This window comes from Paenibacillus sp. JJ1722 (genome assembly GCF_048282685.1).
Classification (GTDB): domain Bacteria; phylum Bacillota; class Bacilli; order Paenibacillales; family Paenibacillaceae; genus Paenibacillus; species Paenibacillus polymyxa_B.
In genome coordinates, this window is record NZ_CP182500.1 from 5,095,718 (window position 1) to 5,116,472 (window position 20,755).

Below are 20,755 nucleotides of genomic sequence, written 5' to 3' on the forward strand. Positions count from 1 at the left end.
AGGACAAGCGCTCTGTCATTCCGGCATTCAAAATTTCGTTAAAAGCAGTCAGCTATTTAGAAGCCTTGCCACTCCATAACTCCACTCTGTCCTTCACCAGTTGCGTGTATTGCTGTTCCATTTGGACAGCTCCGGCGGCATCCAGTTCTTTAATCATGTTGTCGTATACCGTATCAAAATTGGAAGCCGGTGCTAAAATAGCTTCCGGTATACGTTTGCGGATAATGTCTGTCGTTTTTTTGAATGTAACGTTATAGCTGGATTCATTGTCTGTTGTCAGGTTATAGGCTGCGCCCCAAGGCTTTACATCAAATTCTTTCTTGTCCGGGAACAGATCTTTCCACGTTTTTACGCCATACGCTTTAAGTGATTCTTTCTCCGGCTTCGAATAAGCCGCGATAATTTGTTCCGGGAATTTGGCAGTATAGTAGTTACCTGTAGGGTCCTTCACGCCGTCACCATAGTGTCCGCTGATGAGCGTGTACAAATCTATACCCGTAGATTTATTGAAGTTGGTTGTATTGTTCGTTTTTTGTTCCAGTACATCAGCAGGAATGACGCGTTTGCCGTCTTTAATTTCATAATGCTTGCCTTCGATCCCCCAGTTCACTAGCACCTGTCCTTCATCGGAAGCTAAATAATCAAGAAATTTAATAGCCCGCACCGGGTCCTTGCAATTTTCTGTAATACCTACTCCATAACCGGACGTGAAGCCCGTATCCTGAAAGGAACGATCCTTGTATTCCTCCGAAAGTGTAACTGGAAAATGCGCGTAGCTGGATTCGGATTTACCTGACGCTTTTAACGCATTTTCGGCATCCTGATAACCCCACTCCTGGTCGATCAGACCGAGGACACGGCCGCTGGCAATTTTGGATTTGTATTGATCACTTTTTTGCACAAATGAATCTTTATCGAGCAGTCCTTCATTGTACATGTGGTTCAACCAACGGAAATATTCCTTTTCTTCCGGACGTTTGTAATGAAGCTTCGCTTCAAATGTTTTGGGATCAATAAAATATTCACCATCATCCGGCGCTCCAGTCGTCTGGAAGGCAGGATTTGTTACGGTAATCATAATTCTCCAGTCGTCTGCATCCAACGTGAGTGGGATCGTTTTTTTGCCATTGATCGTCGGATGTTTGGCTGCATAGGTTTTGAGTACGTTTTCATAATCCTGTAGCGTTCTTACCTTTGGATATCCTAGCTCCTTGAGCACCTTATGCTGAATTTCAAATCCCCCCGTCGCGTCAAAACTCTCCTGTCCCACACCTGCATACGTAGGAAGGACATAGATGGATTGATCTTTATTACTGTATTTCAAACGATCCATATAGGGTCCATATAGCTTTTTGAGATTGGGTGCATGATCGTTGATCAGATCTGTCAGATCAATCATGGCCCCCGCATCCACAAGCTTGTTAATATTCGCTTTAGGAGAAACCAAGTCCGGGTATTCTCCACTTGCTGCCATCAAAGCAATTCGGTCATCTCCACCTCCACCGCTGACATCAAATTCCGCATTCAAGGTTACACCTGTTTTCTTGGTGATTTCCTTGCCTATTTCATCCTTCATTCCATTCCATTGTGGGCTTGTATCTGCTCCGAAAAAGCTAAACGTAATCGGGTCTGTGCCGCTGGATGTGCCTTCCTTCGCTGCTTTATCGCTTCCTCCACAACCTGCGAGTGCGGTAAGGGACACCGCGAGCAAGGGAATCAGTGCAAATCTGGACCAGTGTTTTTTCATGTATAAATCCTCCTATATTCCTATGATGACTTCTCCTGCAAATAACTGCTATTTTACTACCGGAATCCTGTCTTTTATGATTTCACTGCCCCCAGTGTCATCCCGCCTACAAAATATTTTTGCAGGAACGGATATACCATCAGGATGGGGAGCGTAACCGTAATCGTGATTGCCATTTTAATCGACTCTGGTGAAATTTGAGCCATTTGCTTAGCCATATCGTTACTATTCGTCATACTGGAGCCGCCTTGCTGCGTACTTTGCAGTATCTTCATCAGCTCATACTGTAGCGTCGTCCATTGCGGCGCCCCACCATTATACAAATACGTATCAAACCAAGCATTCCACTGACCTACTGCCAGAAAAAGAGCAATCGTTGCCAATACTGGTTTGCACAGCGGCAAAATAATTCTCCAGTAAATCGTAAAATCATTCGCCCCATCGAGTTTGGCAGACTCCTGTAGCGCATATGGCAAACCGTCCATAAAGGAACGAATGACAAACACGTTAAATGCGCTAATTAAGCCTGGAAAAATGTACACCCAAAACGAACCCAGCAGATGCAGATCACGCATCAAAATAAACACGGGCACCATCCCGCCAGAAAAATACATCGTCAACGCCAAAAACGTAGAAATAAACTTACGAGCGCGAAACTCGACCCGACTCAATGTAAAAGCAAGCATAGACGCGCAAATCAATCCGAGTACTGTTCCGACCAAAGTACGAAGAATAGATATTTGCAGTCCCTGAAGAAGGCCATCGTACTGGAAAATCGTTTTGTAATTTTCGAGCGTAAATTGGCGGGGCCATATATAAATTCCACCGCGAACCGTGTCCGTTGAATTGTTCAGGGAAATCGCAAGTACGTTCAGAAACGGGTACAGCGTCAACACCACGATCAGAGCCATGAGGATATAATTGAACAGGTCAAACAGCTTCTCAGACCGGGTAGCATTAAATGCCTTATTCGTCATTTCGCTTCTCCCTCCCTACATGATGCTTTCTTTGGTCAGTTTTTTGAATATACCGTTCGCCGTAAACAACAGCAAAATGCTAACCAGTGAGTTGAAAATACCAATTGCCGTCCCATAAGAGAAGCGACCCAAATTAATCCCGTAATTGAGCGCGTACAGATCCAACACCTCGGAATAATCCGTCACGAGACTATTGCCAAGCAAGAACTGCTTTTCAAAACCATTGCTCACCAGATGCCCAATCGCCATAATGAACAGAACGGCAATCGTCGAGCGGATACCCGGCAGTGTAATATGCCACATCTGTCTCCAGCGGCTCGCTCCATCCACGCGCGATGCTTCATACTGTTCTTGATCAATTCCGGTGATTGCAGCTAAATAAATAATCGTATTCCAACCTGTCTCTTTCCATATGTCGGAAGCGGTTACAATGTACCAGAACCAGCTCCCCTTTGCCATGAACTGAATCGGCTCATCCACAATATGAAGCGCTACCAATATATCGTTGACAATGCCTCCGTCAATGGACAGCATTTTCGTGACCAATCCAGCCACAACTACCCAGGATACAAAATGCGGGAGGTAGGATATCGTCTGCACAAACCGTTTGAACAGCATTCCCCGCAACTCGTTTAACAGAATTGCAAAAAAGATTGGTACGACAAAACCAAATATAATCCCCATCAGGCTCATCGCCAGTGTATTACGTAATACTAGATAAAATCGTTCGTCCTGAAATAACTCAATAAAGTTATTCAGCCCTACCCATTTCTGGTCCGTAAAGGATTTGGCTGGCTTATAATTTTGAAACGCCATCGTCCAGCCCCAAAGCGGAAGATAGCTGAAAACAAACACCCATATGACGAAAGGAATGGACATAAAATAAAGATACTTTTGCTGCTTCACACTGTCCCACAAGCCTTTTCTACCACGTTCAGGCTTCGGGCCGCGAGCCTTGCGTGGTCTTCCACGATTGGATTCAGGAATCACAGCACCATTGTTGGAAGCGGTTTCAGTTGAAGATTCCATAACAAGCTCCTCCTCATCTCTAGATACTATTATCATACTTTGCTGGCTTGGAAGCGGGTACCCGACGAATTAGGAGAAAAATCAGTTCAAAATTAGATATATGAGGGGTCTCTATGCCTTCCAAGCATAACTTTTTTGCGGATTCCAAACAAAATCGATCCTATAGTGAAAGATGACTAAAATTGTATTGGGGTTTACATTATAATCAAACTTGACAAACTTATTGGATGGAGGAGACTTTATGGAAACTAACGTAATAACATTACCTCTTTTTCATGTTGCAGGTTACAGAATCGAAGCCAATATTAATGAATTTGAGTCTGGTCTTGGCAAGAGCATCTATCATTCATTAATTGAAAGAAAAGATGAAATTCGGGACAGGAAAAATGAGAATGTAATTTTAATGCAAATTTATCCCATGAAGCCTGATTTTAATCCTCAGGTAGATAAGTTTACAAATATAATCTGTTATGAAATAAGTAAACTAGGTGAGGTTCCATTAAATATGATAAGTCATACTGTAAATGAAAGTAAGTATGTAACTTTCACACATAAGGGGCTCGAATCGGAGCTTGATCATTCGTATGACTACATATATGGCCAATGGATTAAAGATACCGGAAATGAACCGAAGGATTACGATTTTGAAATTTGGGGTGAGAAATATAATCCAGAAAGTTCAGACAATGAGATTGAATTATTTATAGCATTGAAATGAGCAAGACACAACAATAGCCCCCAGCACAAAATGTGTTGAGGGCTATAAGTTTGCTTAGGTCATTCTATTCCTATTTCATAGACTCGGATGATCCAGCTCATACAGGTTGCGGTATCGGGGCTGCTCCTGCCAAAGCTGTTCATGACTGCCCCGCATGGAAATGGTGCCCTGCTCCATAAAGATCACCTCGTCCATATGCTCCATTCCTGTCAGATGATGCGTGATCCAGATCAATGTTTTGCCTTTCAGCACACGAAACATCGTCTGCATGAGTTCATGCTCTGTCAGTGGGTCAAGTCCCACTGTTGGCTCATCCAGCAAAACAATCGGGTGATTTTGCAGCAAAATCCGCGCCAGTGCAATTCGCTGTTTTTCTCCACCGGAAAAACGAAGCCCCGTCTCCTGCATTCGGGTATCGTAGCCCTCCGGCAAAGAATCAATTAGAGTTCCAAGCCCTACCTGCTCTGTTACTGCACGAACCTCATCCAGCGTAGCATCGGGTCGTCCCAGCCGAATATTGTTCGTTACCGTTGTATCGAATAAATACGGCTGCTGGTTTAGCACCGCAAATAAACTGGAGTATGCTCCACCTGTATATACGGGAATCCCTGCGACAGTGACGCTACCTTCATCAGGCTGCAATGCTCCCTGAATCAGGTTCAGCAGCGTGGACTTGCCCGCACCACTGCGGCCAAGCAATGCAACCTTGCCCCCCTGCGGTACGTGTAGGGAGATATTACGCACGCTCCATTCCTGCGTTGCCGCATAGCGGTAGCTTACGTTGTTCAGCAGCAGGTCTCCTCCGAGGCCCAATCGCATAGCGGTAGCCTGTTCCTCTAGAATGTCTGCTGTTCCGCCTGCTCCCGGTGTAGGTGTGTCTTTCTCCGAATCCTTTAACCGTCGAAGTGAATCCTGATACTCCGGTGCATGAACCACCGCTTCTCCAGCGCGAACGAAGGCATCCAGCAATGGAAAAGCCACAAGGGCAAAGGATGCCAGCCATGTGGCTTCTATACGATTCTGTGCTACCAGTCCCCCGGCCCACACAGTCATAATCACAATCCCGCCGCCTACAACGCATTGTGCGATCCAATGAGAACGCCACTCACTCCGGCGAAGTGAATTCTCCATCACGGTAGCCCTATTGTGCCGTTGTGTAAAGGTACTCAGGAAATGCCCAGTCCGTCCGCTCAGCACCAGGTCACTCATGCCGAACAGAGCATCCGTCAGCTCCTGATAGGCTTTACTCCGTTCCTGCTTGAACATTCGCCGTTTGGCGAGTGAGGTCCATAGTGAGATAGCTGGGGCAATAAAAAGCAAAAATCCGCCATATAGCGCCATGAGCAAGGCAAAGGTTCCGTCCATCCGTCCGAGCGCCGAGATGCCTGCTGCATAAATCAGCAAAGCCGATAGCGCAGGCAGAACTAGCTTCAGATAGATGTTTTGAAGCTGCTCAATATCCTCTGCCAGCAATCCTAATAGATCCCCTGTACGGAATTTGCTGCGAATCATCAGCGCCTGCGGTTCTACTGCCCGATATAAGCGTACCCGCATACAGGACACCAGACGCAGTGCGGCATCATGTCCTACCAAGCGCTCCAGGTACTGAATAACCGCTTTACTAAAGCCAAATGTTCGCACAAGCACAATTGGAACGTACACCATTAATATATTTTCCGGTTTTAAGGCCGAACGGGTAATCAGATGACCGGACGTAAAGAGCAACGCGCCCGCACATCCAATGGCCAGCGCGCCCAAAAGAGCAGCTACCAGAAAGGCCCAAAAATATTGTCTCAGATACGTCACAAACCAGCCTTGTCTGCTATTGTCCGTTACTCTCATATCGTCCGTTCCCTCCTTCCGATATCCCCGTCAGCAATCGGTAATATGCTCCCTTACGGGCAATCAATTGCTGATGGGAGCCTACTTCTTCCAGGCGACCTTGATCCATCATCCAGACACAGTCCATTTCTGGCATCCAATGAAGCCGGTGGGTGGCAAGAAACATTCTCTTATGTTTCAAAACCGATAAAATCGTCTGTTTTAGCTCCCATTCTGTCTCAATATCCAGATGGGCCGTAGGCTCATCCAATAAAACGACCGGACGATTACTGAGCAATGCCCGCGCCAATGCAATCCGTTGCGCCTGCCCTCCGCTCAGTGTCCGACCTGCTTCACCAATGGGCTCATTCAATCCACCCGGAAGACCGTCTACCAGTTCACGCAGTCCAACCGCGTCAATCGCCCACTCTATCTGCTGGTTGGATGCCTCCGGTTCATAAAAGCGGATATTATCTGCCAGAGAAGCGCTAAACAGGTATGGATGCTGTGGAATATAGGCAATATGCCGTTGCCATTCAGCTTTGGCATCCCCAGCCAATCCGCATCCATTCAGGAGTAGCTCGCCTGAAGTCGGATCAGCAAAGCCGCCAAGCAGACTAAGCAGCGTCGTTTTACCTGCACCGCTAGCCCCAACGATGCCGATCATGTTCATGTGCGGTTCAACATGTGCAGACACATGTTCAAGCCGGGCGGAACCGTCTTCATTAAGGAGGCACACATCAGACAGCTCGAGACTATCCTGTCCCGTGATGTCCAATCCTTTATCGTTAGCTGCTTGTTTATTCGGCTTGGTCGCATCATCTTCTGTACTGAGAATGGAGCGTATTGCTCCCCAAGCCTCCTTACCATCCAGTGAAGCATGATAGTCTGATCCCAATTGGCGTATGGGCATAAAATATTCTGGTGCCAGAATAAGCACCGCAAGCGCTGCCTCCAGACCCACCGAGCCACTAATCAGGCGCAGCCCCAAGCCTACCGCGACAAAAGCGACCGATAGCATACTAAAAAAATCGAGGGCAAATGAGGAAAGAAACGCTACCCGCAGCGTGCGCATCGTTGCTGTGCGGTATTGGTCGCTGACCTTCCCAACCGTTTCCCCATGCTCTTGGCTACGACCCAAAAACCTTAGTGTCTGAAGTCCACGTAGCGAATCCGTGAAATGGTGAGATAACAAACGATAGGAACGCCATTGCTTGTCTGCCTGCTTCCGCGCTGCCAAGCCGAGCAAAATAAAGAAGCCCACCAGAATCGGCATCGTAGTCGTCAAAATTACACCTGAAATGACATCCAATGTGAAAACATACACAAGCACAAGTATAGTTACAGCCATCATGTCAATCATTCGAGGAATGGACAGTTCCAAATACGTGCGAAAACGATCCATGCCGTCCAGCGCTAGCGTCACCAACTTGCCGCTGCCTTCCTGCGCTGCAAAACCCGGCCCCCGTTCGAACAAACGTGCAAGCAGACGCTCCCGTAAGGAAGCGCCTGAAGCTTCGGCAAAACGGCCGGCTGTCCGACGTTGCAGCCAGATCATCGTATGCCTCATTGCAAAAGCTGCGAAAAACAACGCCAGCGACGGCCAAGCCATCACCAGCGGATTTTGTTCAAACAAAATCGTAACAGCCTTTGCCAAGAAGACTGCTTGTGCAATCACAGCAGCCCCCTGGAGCAGGGAAAGGGCAGCCAGTAGCAGCATTACTGGCCGAATGCCCTTTAATTCTAACCATGCCTTATCCATTAGTATTCCAAATGATCCTTCTCACTGAGACGCTTATGGAAAACAAAATAGCTCCACGCCTGATAAGCCAGCACAAAGGGTAAAAGCGTTGCTGCAACAATCGTCATGGCTTTCAGTGTGTAATGACTGGAGCTTGCATTATAAATCGTCAAATCAAAAGCACTGTTAATCGAGCTCACCATAAATCTTGGGAACAAACCAACGAATAACGAAACGAAGGTCAGCAAAATCAATGCACCTGTCATCCCGAAGGCCCATCCTTCGCGGCGCTGCTTCAGGAAGTACCACGTCAGCACATAGGCGACAATTCCCACTGCTACCGCAGCATACATAAAGGGACCGCGACGTGCAAATAAATCCGTTGCAAAATAAGTCCATACCACCATGCCAGCGAGTAAAATGCCCAATACCGGAAGAAATTTGGACGCAATCACGCGAGCACGATCCCGTACTTCTCCAATCGTCCGCAGGGAAATGAACGTCAGCCCATGCATTAGGCACATTCCGACCACTGTCAGTCCAATCCATACGGTGTATCCATTGAACACATCGGAAAATCCAGCTTTCAAATCCATGTTTTGCTGAATAGGTACACCTTTCACCAAAGCCGCAAAAGCCATACCGAACAGCATCGGCGGTAGAAAGCTACCAATCAGAATGCAGGCATCCCACGTTCCTGTCCACCATTTCCCTTCAGCCTTGCCGCGGAACTCAAAAGAAACTCCACGCAAGATCAAACCTAGCAAAATAAAGACAAATACCAGATAATATCCGCTGAACATAGTTGCATAAAAATGCGGGAAAGCGGCAAACATCGCACCTGCTGCTGTAATCAGCCACACTTCGTTGGCATCCCAAAATGGACCAATCGTATTGATCATCAAACGTTTTTGTTGGTCATTGCGCGGTACCAATCCCGTGGCCATCCCCACGCCAAAATCAAAACCCTCCAGAAAAAAGAAACCGGTAAACAACACTGCGATCAATAAGAACCATAAATCATTTAGCGTCATTATTGTCACCCCCTTGGGCAAATGGATCATGAATTACCGTTTGCTGATGTGGCTCGATATCTGGACCTTTGCGAGCCGTACGGTAAAACAGAAATGCCAGCACACCTGTTAAAATTAAATACAATGTGGTAAATGAGATGAACGAGAACAGCACTTCTCCTGCCACAACCGTGGGCGAAACAGAATCTTTTGTTTGAAGCAAACCAAATACAGTCCACGGTTGGCGACCTATTTCGGTCATGATCCAACCAGCAGTATTCCCAATGAATGGAAGGGATATCCCCCATATCATAAGACGGAAGAACCAGCGATGTGAACCTTCCAGCTTTTTACGGAACGTCAGGTAAGTACCGTATAAAGCGAGTGCAATCATGCCACATCCCGCCGCAATCATAATACGGAAGCTCCAGAACGTGGTACGTACTGGCGGGATATAATCGCCCGGACCATAGGTTTTTTCATATTCTGCTTGAAGCTCATTCATACCAGGCACAGAGCCGGAAAATTTACTATAAGATAGAAAACTCAGAGCAAAAGGAACTTTAATTTCAAAGGTATTTTCCTTCTTTTCAGGATCAATACCCGCGATAACTGTCCAAGGAGCGGGGTCACCGCTGTTCTCCCATAAGCCCTCACTGGCAGCCATCTTCATCGGTTGTGTTTTCACTAAATATTGAGCCTGACCATGACCAAACAAAGGAATAGCAATGGCACTGATTAAGGCAACAATAATGCTCAATTTAAAAGAAGGTTTAAAAAAGTCCATATTCTTTTTGTGCATCAGCTTCCATGCACTGATACCCGCGATAAGAAATGCCCCCGTTGCAAAAGCAGCAAACAACGTATGCGGAAATTCCCATAACAGTTGTTCATTCGTTAACAGAGCAGCAAAATCTTTCATTTCTGCACGTCCATTTTGAATCTCATATCCTACTGGACGCTGCATGAATGAATTAGCAGCTAGAATCCACAATGCCGATAGCATCGTACCGATAGATACCAGCCACATACAGATTAAATGGACCGTTTTGGACAATCTTTCCCAACCGAATACCCATAATCCGATAAAGGTCGATTCCAGGAAAAATGCAAGCAGCGCTTCAATCGCCAGCGGCGTACCGAATACATCACCGACAAAACGGGAAAAGTCCGACCAATTCATCCCGAACTGGAATTCTTGCAAAATCCCGGTGACTACGCCCAATGCAAAGTTAATCAGCAGAAACGTTCCCCAGAATTGAGCCATTTTTTTGTACAAGTCATTTTTTTTGATAACATACATAGTCTCCATAATTGCCACCAATAACGACAATCCAATGGAGATCGGCACATAAACAAAGTGAAGAATCGTTGTGGTTGCAAACTGCAACCGTGCCAAATCCAATACGTCCATGATGTTGCTCCTCCCCCTGCACTTCTCTTAACATTGATTTATAGTGTCTGTAATCTGAAGTCTTCTACATTTGTGATAGTATTCACATTCTTACATATGCAGCGGTCACTTTTTAGAAAATGACTCACTCAACTACCTTCACCATGGTTGTCATGATCCGGCTTCAGATTATCCCCATTATATAGAATAAATTTAAATGAAATAGAATCGAAAATGTGAACATCGTGTCAAATATGTGTCATAACGATGGCGATTTGATGAAAACGGCCTAAACTACATAATAAATGTGACATTTTCGATTGATCTATCCATTTATCCGCCATAAAAAAGAGCCTCTCTTCGTTCGGAGGTCGTACCTCCGACATCTGTAAGAGAGACTTCATAGCGTTAAACCTAGGGATTCTATCAACAGCCATCTGTTCCTCCGTTCTTTTGAACCCGATTACGGTAGGAGGAAGGTGACATTCCAACATACTTTTTAAATTTACTATGAAAATAATCTGCATTCGCATATCCTACGCGTTCCGCCACCTGGTGCACCTTAATTCCTTGAGCAAGCAATTCTCTTGCTCGCTCAATCCTCACCTTATCCAGGTAGGCATTAAAGGCCTCGCCAGTATGACTTTTGAACAGTTTGCCCAAATAGCCACTATTGTAATTGAACATATCTGCCAGTAACTCCAGTCGCAAATTTTCATCATAATGACTATGTATAAAGTCAATCATTTGTTTCATGATGATGCCCTTGCCACCAGATTCAGTCTGGCCAATCCATTGCAACACATGCTCCAGCGAGTGATCCACCAGCTCGCCCAATGTGGAATAAGCATATACATCGGTTATAAAGCTGGAGTGCTCCTCCAGCACGGTTCGGCTGTGATCCTGTCCAGCTGCATACTTGTTCAACGCCAGTGTGAATGTTTGGGCGAACGCCGCCTTGATTGCAGATTCTGTGCGATAAATCCGTGGAAATTGGCCTTCCATATCCTTAATGACACGGGTTGCAGCTTCACTATTAGCCATATCTAGCGCATAGTACAGCTTTTCTGCATAACGTATGGGATCATCTGTGGCACTATCAGACGCTCCACTCCTTTCAGTCTCGACTGTCTCCAATTCGTGTAAGTCTCCGGAAAGCATGACTCTTTCTGCCCGGAACAAAAACGTACGCTCCAATAATTGTAGTGCCTGCTCAAAAGATCTGGGAATGTCGTTAAGAATGGCTACAGAATCACCGGCAGCCACATAAATTTCCGTAGCCCACGGCTTTAGCTCCTGTCGCCAAGCAGCCAGTAACTGAACAGCATCTTTCTCCGTTTTTAACGTGGCGGGAAGCAAAAGACCCATATATATTCCAGCCTCAAACACGATACCTCTGCCCTGCTCATGGCACAATTCTGTTAGCCGCTGCTTTGCTGCCGCCAGCCGAGCTTGCCGATCCCAGTCAGGAATACGTAAATCCAGCAGAATAACCTGATAGCTACTCCAGTCCAAGGCTGGTAACGCGGGCTGTTGTCCATGTTTTCCGTTACCGCTTTGATGTTCAGCTTGCTTGGATGCTCTGTGAAGAGAATCACTGCTTTCCACAGCATTACGAGCATGCTCTCGATGATCCGGAAACAATAGTGCTTCGATCCAATTACGCTCATGGGAAGGCGGACTCCCCCATTTGCCGTCTTCTTTCTCGTCCTCAATGTTTTGCCGTACCCGTTTCAACTCTGTCGTCATTTCTTCCTCATCAACTGGCTTCAGTAGATAGCCATCCACCCCGAAGCCCATGGCTTGCCGTGCATAATCAAAGTCTGCATATCCGCTTAATATGAGAAAATGAAACGGCTCTCCGTTCTTTTCACGTATGCTTCGTATGACCTCCAGTCCACTCATCCCGGGCATACGAATATCTACAATGACCAGCTCCGGTCGATGCTCTCCGAACTTATCCAGAGCCTCGCGTCCGTTCCCTGCCGTATCGACAATACGGAAGCCACAATTCCCCCAGTCAATAATGGAGGACAATCCTTCACGAATCGCAGGCTCATCATCTACAATCATTGCTTTATACATTCGACTCTTCCCCCCTTGGTATGGAAAAGTATACGGTTGTTCCTTCTTGTAATGCGCTTTCAATATGCAGTCCATAACGTTCGCCGTACATCAATGTTAGACGTTGATGTACATTACGCAGGCCAATACTGCTTCCTTCCGGCTCTTCCGTCCCCCTGATCCGAGCTAGCAGACGGGTCAGTTGCCCAGCTTCCATGCCAATCCCATCATCTTCTACTTTAATTTTTAGCTCTCTTCGTTCTATTGCAATATCTACCTTCACGGTAACTGGCTCTTCCTTATTTTCCAGGCCATGAATGACTGCATTTTCCACCAGCGGTTGTATGATTAAGGGAGGAATCGACAGGTCCGTCGCGCTTTCTTCCAAATTCACTTCATAAATCAAACGATTTCCAAATCTGAACTGCTGAATTTGTAAATAGGATCGCACCATATCCAGCTCCTGTAGTACCGTCGTTTTACCACTGCCAATCTCCAGATTCCGGCGCATCAGCCTGCCAAGCAAACGCACCGTCGTTGCAATTTCCGCTTCCCCATTCAGATGTGCTTTCATTCGAATGGATTCTAACGCATTAAACAGAAAATGCGGATTAATTTGGCTAGCCATCATTTTTAGCTTGATATCCTTTTGTGCCAATTCTAGTCTGTTGTTATGCTCACTCGTCTCATAGACCTGCGCCATGAGTTGGCGAATACTGTTCACCATATAGTTGAAACGGCGGGATAAATCCCCGATCTCGTCCCTTCCCTCCACACTCGATACCACATGAAAATCGCCCGCGGCTACCTTACCCAGTTCATAGCTCAACCGCTGTAGGCGTTTGGTAATCAGCCAGGAAATGATGGTGATCAGAATCAGTGCCATAACCAGCACCGCAAGAACACATAGAGCACCAATCAAGCTAATTCGGTTGGCTCCCTGTACAATATGCTCCGTCGAAAACACTGAAATAATCGTAAATCCGCTCACACTGGAGGCGGGCAGCAGCTCATCCACGATGATGTTGGAGGACTTTCCGTTGATTTTCGCTTCATATATTCCCTTACCCGCACGCTGAACATCAAAGCCCAAATGTAAATCTCCCAACGTCTGACCCACCGACTGCGGACGAGTAGCTGCGACCACAATACCATTACGATCTGCAATCAATGTTTCAAAGGGCTCCTTGCTCAGCATATGATTCAACTCGGTCTGACTCAGCGATATCATCAGAACTCCCTTGGTATTGTATTCGGGAAATGGAATTTGCCGTACCAGGCTCAGGCGATTAACCGGGTTATCTTCCTTATCCTGAATGTAAAACCAGTTAATCGCCGTCCCCTTCAAAGCCGTTTGGAACCACTGCTGCCGCTCAATGTTAGAGTCCACTGGAATAAACTCCAGATTATTGACAAGCGTCGGATTGTACGAATAGAACCGGATGGTAGCAATCTCTCTATATTGCTGAGTATACTCATTAAAATCCTTGTATTGATGATACGCATTCATCAGCTCCACCATACCCGGATACCGTCTGTTCGCCATCTCCCTCAACCTCTTATCGAACATGAGCCCATTTGAAATATCCGTTGGCACACGCAGTAAATTTGCCGTCTGGCTCTTGATCTTTTCCACATTGTTTACTGTCTGGGCAATTGCACTATTCAATGCCTGCTCTCGCAAATAAAAAGTAACGCAGCCGCCTACCACCAGCACCGGGATCATGACAATCAGTACATAGGAGAACAGCAGCTTATTCCGCATACGCATATTATTCATCAGAAGCCGTACTCCACGATTCATGTCATCCCTCCCATAAGATAAGCGCTTACATTTTTGTGTATTTTCACATCCTCTATCACGAGCTACATGTTTCCAGTTTAAAGCTTCGTAACCTCTATATCCATATTTTTTTGCAAAATTAAAAAAATGTGGCGAACGGAGTCACCACACTTTACGGATCATGAGCTATTTACGTACAAAAGGTTCGATATGCACTCCCTGCGGCAGCTTGTGCGGATCTTCCGGATTGATACGGTCATAGAACATAATACCGTCCAAATGGTCCATTTCATGCTGTACTACAATCGCTGCATAACCTTTGAAAGTCAATAGCTCCTGTGTTCCGTCTGGCAAATTGGCCTTAATACGAATTTTTTCATAACGAGGTACATATCCGGCTACGTACCGATCTACAGACAAGCACCCCTCACCTTGTTCCAAATAAATCATGGACGTGGAGTGGCTGACCAGCTTCGGATTAAACAACGCATACTCTACCGTTTTGTCCCCATCTTCATAATAAATAGCGCACATTCTTTTGTTCAAACCTACCTGGTTCGCAGATAATCCCACACCCGGGCGCAGTTCATAGCGGGTAGCCAGCTCTTCATTTTGGCTATTTTTCAGATAATCCAGCATCCATTGCATCTGTTGAAGATCCTCTTCAGACAGTGGCAAGCATACCGGATCAACCTTCGTACGCAAAATAGACTCCCCTTCACGCACGATATCCTTCGTGAGAAGCATGTCCATCGATTGATTACTCATTCGTCAGCCTCGATTCATTAAAATAAATATACTTTCATGTTATTCAGCAAAAGTTAGGGGAGTTCCCAATATTCCTACACGTTTTATCCCATAAATTATATCTATTCATGAAATGAATTGTCAAAATGAAGCGGTATTTAAGTCATTAAATATTCATTGCCTTAATGGTTTATCTAATTAACAATTATACTTATGCTCTATATAGCACAAAACGAAAAACCTCCTTAACCAATGAAGTGGTCAGGAGATTTTTTGCCGTTATCATACCTTTGAAATTAATCATACGTATCTTTTCTTACTATTAAGATGGCTGCTCTAACGCACTTGGAGCTTCACTAAACAGCTGCGCCTTTGGATTCGGCTGTGTCCAGGTATTATAATATTGCGAGTTCTTGCCGTAGGAATTGTCAATGACAACGTGCGGCATATCAAGCAGACAGGCCAGAATGTGACCGTGCAGCCGTGAAGTGCGAACCTCGCGGTAAGAGCTGAACAGCGTAACCGCTTTGTTCATGAGATGGTCTGTGTACTTGTACCAGAACGTACGTGTAGGCAACGGTCCACCGATTTTCTTATCCAGTCGATAAAACTTCTGGAAATAAACAATTCCCTTCACTTCCAGCGGAGTGAACAAAGTATCCCAGTCCAGCCGGTGAGCGGCATCTGCCTCGTCATCGAACTTCTTTTGTCCACCCACCGTTTCAATATCAGTCCGCAGGAAATACAATACATCCTTCACTGTTTCCGTAGTCGGCTTCAATGGCCAGAGCTGGTGCGCCATATCAGGGCATAGTGTGATACTGCACTGGTTCAGCTTGTCCTTAGCCCACTGATAAGAGCGTGTATCCCGCACAAACATATGTAGATCCGGATGAGCATTAAACAGGGCAGCGACCTCATTAGCCTTCTGTTCAGATTGAAAGTGGATCGTTTGCGGCATAATTACAATTCGGTGGTCAGGGAAATCGCGAACGATGCGTTCCCGCAAATTTTGGTGATTTGAATAGAGATCGCCGAAGTTGCCGCCGCCGTGGCACACGATAATCCAGTCACCCGGAATTTGAAGCTGATCGGGAATATCCATGGCGCTATAACGGGCACGGACACGGATGCCATTATCCTTGAAGAACGCCTCGGTGCCTTTCATGATGAGTACATCCCCACCGTTATTATAGACGGGATAGTCGACATAAATGATATTCGAACCTTGGGGGACTACGTCGAGAATGACGCTCAGCTTATTTTTCAGTTTAGCCATGGGATGCAAATTCGGCATCTTTCAGTTCTCCCTTCCTGCGCTTCTTTTGTATAGTCTGAATGACAAATGTAATATCACTTTTATCAAAAATGATCCGTGATAGCGGAACATTGAAAAACATGGGGAACGAGAACAGTGAGAATGCCAACCGTACACAAGCGCCTACAAGCAAAGCAATAGCAATGCCGTCCAGACCAAAGATCGGTGTACAAATAAAAAATAGACCGACGGTGATCGCATAGGCTACAATTTGCCGGAACAATACCAGTCCCGGACGTCCCAGCGCGTTAAAGGCCGAAGCCAGAATCCATGAGCCGCCACCAATGATACATTCCAGTGACAGCAGGTAGAACGTTAGCGATGCTTCCAGAAAAGCGGGGCCGTACAGCAAACCCAGCATATAGCGTCCAATGAAGAGAGCAGGCACAATGACGATTAGCATCGCAGCCATAGAGATGCGAAAAGCACGACCTACTGTTTCGACAATCTTGCTGTGCTCCATCCCCGTCACCTTAGGAAAAGTAACGTTAGTGACGGCATTTTGCACCACATTGAACACACGAGACAAGGCGTAGACAACAGAGTACAGACCGAACGCTTTGGGTGATAGCAGCGCCACAATAACGATTTTGTCCGTTTGTGTGGACAGCGTCCCCATCAGCTCCATCCCGTAAACCCTCGCTCCATAGCTATAATAAGGACGAAGCACTTGGCGGCTGGTAAATGGACGGAAAGCACGCAAATTCATATACTTGCGCAAACGGAGGAACGCCCATACTAGCGCAAGGAAACTCGCGGCAAAATTCACTGCTCCTGCCAGCTGCACATTGAGCAGGCCCATCAGCCACAGTGTCACCAGACCGATGAAATTCAGTAATGGGTAGTAAAACAGCAGGCCGTTATATACGCTAAATCGATCCAGCCCTTGCGACAATGCTGTCGTCAGCGCTGTAAGCACTGCCAGCGGTATGGCTGCCGCACAATAAAGCTGGGACAGCTGGATGATGTCCGCACCATAACCATTCAGCCACAGCGGCATGCATATCCAGGCCACCGCTCCCGCCAACAAGCTGGCAGGCAACTGAATCCAGAGTGACAACGCCAGTAGTTCTTCCGTCGTGCCTGTTTTCTTCTTGATGTTATAAATTAACGACGTTGGTAATCCGAAGCTCAACACACTGCCGATCAGCGTAGGCCAGAACAGAACTGCCGCCAGTTCTCCTTTCCCCTCTACTCCGAGCATACGTGCGGTCAGGATGGAAGTCAGGGTCGTGACGATTAGCACAAAAAAATTGTTAAAACTCGTGCGCATGATCGTTTTGGCGAGACTGTCACCCGTGAATACTTTCCTTGCTGCTGTCCATGTGCTCATGTTACGTCCAACTCCTGTTCCTTATTAAGCCTCTCGTCTCTATGCTCACATTGCGTCTTTTGACGCACCTCCATCAGCCTACCGTTTTTTTGGAATTGCGTTCAGGCAACTGTCCCCCGCCAACAGGCTCCTTTGGACTTGAAAAGATTGCTTTCAACGCTCTTCTATAGCCTTGAATGGCAGTATGATTTTTCTTGGGCTTTTCTCTCAAAATCTGATACAACGTCGTCCAGTATAGTGCTGCATAACCAATCGGCCCAGATCCCTCGTCACGCAGCAAATGAATATGATTCATCACCCGCATATAAGTAACCTGTTCCATATTGTCGCGTGAGGACGGCGATTCGTGATGAAGCAGCGTAAGCGCCGGGTTAATGTATAACGGACCACTTTTCATTGCGATGCGTGAAAGTAATAAATCCTCGCCTACGCTATAGCTTTGCAACCAAGGTACCGGCTCCAGACTGCGAATCGCCTCACGGCGAAATGACATATTGCAGCCATGGAAAAACTGGGTTCTAAACGTCTTCTTGGCCTTATGCCAGTTATACATCGAGCCGGACTGACCGCTGAGGGACAACCTCCCTTTGGACAAAGACTGCTGGAATGACAGCAAGCATCGAATTGTTCCCATGAAGCTGTTACTCATTCCCTGTGCAATACCGCCAACACCAGCGGCCTGCGGATAAGCCTCATAGGTACGCATCAACTCATTCAAATAGTTGCTCGGCAGCTCAACGTCATCGTCAAGGAACAAAATGATGTCACCCTGCGCAAGTTCAGCTGTCTTTACACGAGATAACCATAATCCCGGCTGCTCCTTGCGATGATATCGGTAGGTAATTCCCGCTCTGCCCAACTGACGCTCATAACGTTCCAGCACATGCTTTGGCAGTTCTCCGTCGTCAATAATCCATAGCTCGGTTTCACATGCCTCCGGTGCTCCCCCAATGGCAATTGAATTAATGCATCGGGTCAGATCATCAACCCGATTTCGGGTGCACAGAGCAATGGACAAGCTTAACATCATACTCCCCCTTTATCCTGTCAGTGTGTAAAGAAAACAGTTTACTGAACCGCCGGGCCTAAATATTCGTTATATTTTTGCTTGCGCGGGTTCAGAATGAACAACACCCCCTGCTTGTATCCATCTGCGGCATTAAAATTGCGACGCAGCGTTTCTTTGAGCATCAAGTAGGATAAGGTCCATAAAAGGGCTCCATACTGAATCACTCCAGCCTTTTTCAAAGCAAGAAAATAATAGTGGTTAATTGCTGTAGCCTTGGCTACTTTGCCCGCCTTATCGCGCGAGCTTGGAGATTCATGATGAATGATGGTTAAGTCAGGATTGATAACCAATTTGCCGTAACGGCTCGCCAACTGGCACATGTACAAATCGTCAGCCACGGCATAACTGGTCATCCACGGATACGGCTTCATGTCCCGAAGCGCATCCCTCCGAAATGACATATTGCAACCATGGAAAAATTCTGTATCGAAAACCTCAGTCGCTTCGCCCCAACGCAGCAAAGAACCTGCCAGACTACTAGGCGAGAGCTTGCCGAGGGATGAAGACATCTGAAATGTCAAAACGCCCAGCAGCTTTCCTGCCCGGCTCGAATGTAATCCCTTTGCAATCCCTCCAACACCCACAATCGTTTCATCCTGATCATAGGTATCGAGCAAGCGCCGGATATAGAGTTTATCGTCCAGTTCTGCATCATCGTCAAAATACAGCACAATATCATACCGCACAAGGGACAAGGCCTCATAGCGGGATAACCAAACGCCGGGACGACTTTTTTTATAATATTTCAAAACGCTTTGAGGCAATCCGGATACCATGTGACGGTACTGCTCGATCTGTTGGTCGGAAATATCGCCGTCATCAACAATCAGCAGTTCTACAGCCGTATGCTCCAATTGCTGCTGTACTGCAATAGATTGTATACAGCGTGTCAGGTCTTCGATCCGGTTGCGGGTACAAATGATGATGGAGACATCGGACATGCCATTACCTCCTGTGTGTGTATCCAGATGCTTTGGAAGAGATATTCTAAGTTTTTCCAATTGCTGGATTATATATGTTTATTGTATCTTTGACAGCGTTTTAGTGTATATACCTCTTTTGTATACTTTTTCAGTCTCCAAAAGGGTAGACAATCCTCTAAAAAGAGCAAAAAAATAGGATTGGCTTCTAGTGCCAATCCTGATTTACCCCTGGAAGTCCAGAAACAACGTCGCATTCACATACCGACGTGCCATGGACAAAAAATAACTATTTTGCACCGCTACCGCTGCCACCAGCAAAGTATTACGCACTGCTTCACACTGGTTAGGGGTCAAATGCTGTAAACGGCTGGTGTATTGATCGGCCGCCTGAACCAGCAGCTCCTCTGTCGCAGCTTCCTGGCGCTGCTGTCCTGTAACGGAATTTCCGTTGTCCTTTGCATAGCCTGCTCCAGCAACATCGAGCAGTTGGTCTCCGTTCGCATCCAGCTCCTCAAACAAAGTTGAATAAGCGGCGTACAAATCGACCGGCTGAATCAGATCGTCCGTATCATCTTCGGGTTGTTGGAACAGGATATGAAATAGCTGACGAATGGATTCAAAATCAAGACATGATTTTAAATCTTCCACAATGAGCAATATAGCTGCCTGGTTGACCGAGTATTTTTTGCCGATCTTCGGAGCGCCGAGAAATTCCTTGAAGTCGCGTTTGACCCAATTTTGCATAGATGCCAGTGAGACATGACTGTATTCGACCAGTTGACCCAGGGAAACGATCTCCTGCAGCGAAAAGGCTGCGCTGTGCTTACCCTTGATGATTTTATCTAGCACAGGTGTCACGTCGGTGTATAAAAATGTCGGCATCGTGCTCCCGGAACGGGCGAGATGGCTATGAGTGCGCCTCCAGGCGTCCTGTAGAACGGCCAAAGGCTGCAATTCGCGGCGACCTTCCATGGCCAGCAGCAAATGGGCCATATCACGACGAGTAAGGGTAAAAGACTCCATCTGCTTTCCTCCCTTTATTACATTTCAAGTTCATTTGAACTCATCATACGCCCTCA

The 20,755-nt window shown here is 46.5% G+C and carries 16 protein-coding genes; 1 reads left to right on the top strand and 15 read right to left on the bottom strand.

What is annotated here, in order from left to right:
• Positions 1–52: 52 nt before the first annotated feature.
• The 3 genes from ACM1ND_RS22770 to ACM1ND_RS22780 all read right to left on the bottom strand — a co-directional run bounded on the left by ACM1ND_RS22770 (position 53) and on the right by ACM1ND_RS22780 (position 3,753).
• A complete protein-coding gene (locus ACM1ND_RS22770) occupies positions 53–1,747 on the bottom strand; it encodes an ABC transporter substrate-binding protein (RefSeq protein WP_023990332.1) in 1,695 nt (564 codons plus the stop codon).
• A 74-nt stretch (positions 1,748–1,821) separates the two neighbouring features.
• Positions 1,822–2,724, bottom strand: coding sequence for a carbohydrate ABC transporter permease (locus ACM1ND_RS22775; RefSeq protein WP_023990333.1), 903 nt, complete (start codon positions 2,722–2,724; stop codon positions 1,822–1,824).
• Positions 2,725–2,739: 15 nt separating this feature from the next.
• Positions 2,740–3,753 (bottom strand): ABC transporter permease, encoded by a 1,014-nt coding sequence (locus ACM1ND_RS22780; RefSeq protein ID WP_023990334.1) that lies wholly within the window; start codon positions 3,751–3,753, stop codon positions 2,740–2,742.
• A gap of 241 nt (positions 3,754–3,994) precedes the next feature.
• On the opposite strand from ACM1ND_RS22780, the gene ACM1ND_RS22785 reads away from it, so the two are divergent.
• Positions 3,995–4,471, top strand: coding sequence for a GyrI-like domain-containing protein (locus ACM1ND_RS22785; protein ID WP_023990335.1), 477 nt, complete (start codon positions 3,995–3,997; stop codon positions 4,469–4,471).
• Positions 4,472–4,546: 75 nt separating this feature from the next.
• Here the strand turns inward: ACM1ND_RS22785 and cydC are convergent, their stop codons facing one another.
• From cydC to ACM1ND_RS22845, 12 genes are all read right to left on the bottom strand, one after another.
• On the bottom strand, positions 4,547–6,313 hold the full coding sequence (gene cydC / locus ACM1ND_RS22790) for a thiol reductant ABC exporter subunit CydC (protein ID WP_418026593.1): 1,767 nt from the start codon (positions 6,311–6,313) through the stop codon (positions 4,547–4,549).
• Complete coding sequence (gene cydD, locus ACM1ND_RS22795; protein ID WP_418026594.1) at positions 6,294–8,054, bottom strand: thiol reductant ABC exporter subunit CydD; 1,761 nt, start codon at positions 8,052–8,054, stop codon at positions 6,294–6,296. Before cydD ends, cydC begins: the two co-directional genes overlap by 20 nt.
• Positions 8,054–9,067 carry a cytochrome d ubiquinol oxidase subunit II gene (gene cydB, locus ACM1ND_RS22800; protein WP_068938260.1) on the bottom strand — a complete coding sequence of 338 codons (1,014 nt, stop codon included), beginning with the start codon at positions 9,065–9,067 and terminating at the stop codon, positions 8,054–8,056. The genes cydD and cydB overlap by 1 nt, the downstream gene beginning before the upstream one ends.
• The gene (locus ACM1ND_RS22805; protein ID WP_028541817.1) at positions 9,054–10,460 is read right to left on the bottom strand and encodes a cytochrome ubiquinol oxidase subunit I; all 1,407 of its coding nucleotides are present in this window, start codon (positions 10,458–10,460) and stop codon (positions 9,054–9,056) included. The genes cydB and ACM1ND_RS22805 overlap by 14 nt, the downstream gene beginning before the upstream one ends.
• A gap of 405 nt (positions 10,461–10,865) precedes the next feature.
• Complete coding sequence (locus ACM1ND_RS22810) at positions 10,866–12,524, bottom strand: response regulator transcription factor (protein ID WP_075154760.1); 1,659 nt, start codon at positions 12,522–12,524, stop codon at positions 10,866–10,868.
• Positions 12,517–14,307: a cache domain-containing sensor histidine kinase gene (locus tag ACM1ND_RS22815; RefSeq protein WP_053326117.1), complete on the bottom strand. Its 1,791-nt coding sequence runs from the start codon at positions 14,305–14,307 to the stop codon at positions 12,517–12,519. Before ACM1ND_RS22815 ends, ACM1ND_RS22810 begins: the two co-directional genes overlap by 8 nt.
• A gap of 165 nt (positions 14,308–14,472) precedes the next feature.
• Positions 14,473–15,054, bottom strand: a complete 582-nt coding sequence (def, locus tag ACM1ND_RS22820; RefSeq protein WP_028541815.1) for a peptide deformylase — start codon at positions 15,052–15,054, stop codon at positions 14,473–14,475.
• Between the two features lie 301 nt (positions 15,055–15,355).
• Positions 15,356–16,330 (bottom strand): polysaccharide pyruvyl transferase family protein, encoded by a 975-nt coding sequence (locus ACM1ND_RS22825; protein WP_160789442.1) that lies wholly within the window; start codon positions 16,328–16,330, stop codon positions 15,356–15,358.
• Entirely contained in the window at positions 16,305–17,684 is a 1,380-nt protein-coding gene (locus tag ACM1ND_RS22830; RefSeq protein ID WP_028541812.1) for a lipopolysaccharide biosynthesis protein, read from the bottom strand. The genes ACM1ND_RS22825 and ACM1ND_RS22830 overlap by 26 nt, the downstream gene beginning before the upstream one ends.
• A 73-nt stretch (positions 17,685–17,757) precedes the next feature.
• Positions 17,758–18,711, bottom strand: coding sequence for a glycosyltransferase family 2 protein (locus tag ACM1ND_RS22835; protein ID WP_053326118.1), 954 nt, complete (start codon positions 18,709–18,711; stop codon positions 17,758–17,760).
• A gap of 41 nt (positions 18,712–18,752) precedes the next feature.
• Positions 18,753–19,694, bottom strand: coding sequence for a glycosyltransferase family 2 protein (locus ACM1ND_RS22840; protein ID WP_023990348.1), 942 nt, complete (start codon positions 19,692–19,694; stop codon positions 18,753–18,755).
• 204 nt (positions 19,695–19,898) lie between these two features.
• Positions 19,899–20,699: a DUF1836 domain-containing protein gene (locus tag ACM1ND_RS22845; RefSeq protein ID WP_068938264.1), complete on the bottom strand. Its 801-nt coding sequence runs from the start codon at positions 20,697–20,699 to the stop codon at positions 19,899–19,901.
• Positions 20,700–20,755 lie beyond the last annotated feature (56 nt).

Excerpts from the sequence above, each read along its gene's own strand:
- ACM1ND_RS22770 (WP_023990332.1), bottom strand. The coding sequence starts at position 1,747 with ATGAAAAAACACTGGTCCAGATTTGCACTGATTCCCTTGCTCGCGGTG.
- ACM1ND_RS22775 (WP_023990333.1), bottom strand. The coding sequence starts at position 2,724 with ATGACGAATAAGGCATTTAATGCTACCCGGTCTGAGAAGCTGTTTGAC.
- ACM1ND_RS22780 (WP_023990334.1), bottom strand. The coding sequence starts at position 3,753 with ATGGAATCTTCAACTGAAACCGCTTCCAACAATGGTGCTGTGATTCCT.
- ACM1ND_RS22785 (WP_023990335.1), top strand. The coding sequence starts at position 3,995 with ATGGAAACTAACGTAATAACATTACCTCTTTTTCATGTTGCAGGTTAC.
- cydC (WP_418026593.1), bottom strand. The coding sequence starts at position 6,313 with ATGAGAGTAACGGACAATAGCAGACAAGGCTGGTTTGTGACGTATCTG.
- cydD (WP_418026594.1), bottom strand. The coding sequence starts at position 8,054 with ATGGATAAGGCATGGTTAGAATTAAAGGGCATTCGGCCAGTAATGCTG.
- cydB (WP_068938260.1), bottom strand. The coding sequence starts at position 9,067 with ATGACGCTAAATGATTTATGGTTCTTATTGATCGCAGTGTTGTTTACC.
- ACM1ND_RS22805 (WP_028541817.1), bottom strand. The coding sequence starts at position 10,460 with ATGGACGTATTGGATTTGGCACGGTTGCAGTTTGCAACCACAACGATT.
- ACM1ND_RS22810 (WP_075154760.1), bottom strand. The coding sequence starts at position 12,524 with ATGTATAAAGCAATGATTGTAGATGATGAGCCTGCGATTCGTGAAGGA.
- ACM1ND_RS22815 (WP_053326117.1), bottom strand. The coding sequence starts at position 14,307 with ATGAATCGTGGAGTACGGCTTCTGATGAATAATATGCGTATGCGGAAT.
- def (WP_028541815.1), bottom strand. The coding sequence starts at position 15,054 with ATGAGTAATCAATCGATGGACATGCTTCTCACGAAGGATATCGTGCGT.
- ACM1ND_RS22825 (WP_160789442.1), bottom strand. The coding sequence starts at position 16,330 with ATGCCGAATTTGCATCCCATGGCTAAACTGAAAAATAAGCTGAGCGTC.
- ACM1ND_RS22830 (WP_028541812.1), bottom strand. The coding sequence starts at position 17,684 with ATGAGCACATGGACAGCAGCAAGGAAAGTATTCACGGGTGACAGTCTC.
- ACM1ND_RS22835 (WP_053326118.1), bottom strand. The coding sequence starts at position 18,711 with ATGTTAAGCTTGTCCATTGCTCTGTGCACCCGAAATCGGGTTGATGAT.
- ACM1ND_RS22840 (WP_023990348.1), bottom strand. The coding sequence starts at position 19,694 with ATGTCCGATGTCTCCATCATCATTTGTACCCGCAACCGGATCGAAGAC.
- ACM1ND_RS22845 (WP_068938264.1), bottom strand. The coding sequence starts at position 20,699 with ATGGAGTCTTTTACCCTTACTCGTCGTGATATGGCCCATTTGCTGCTG.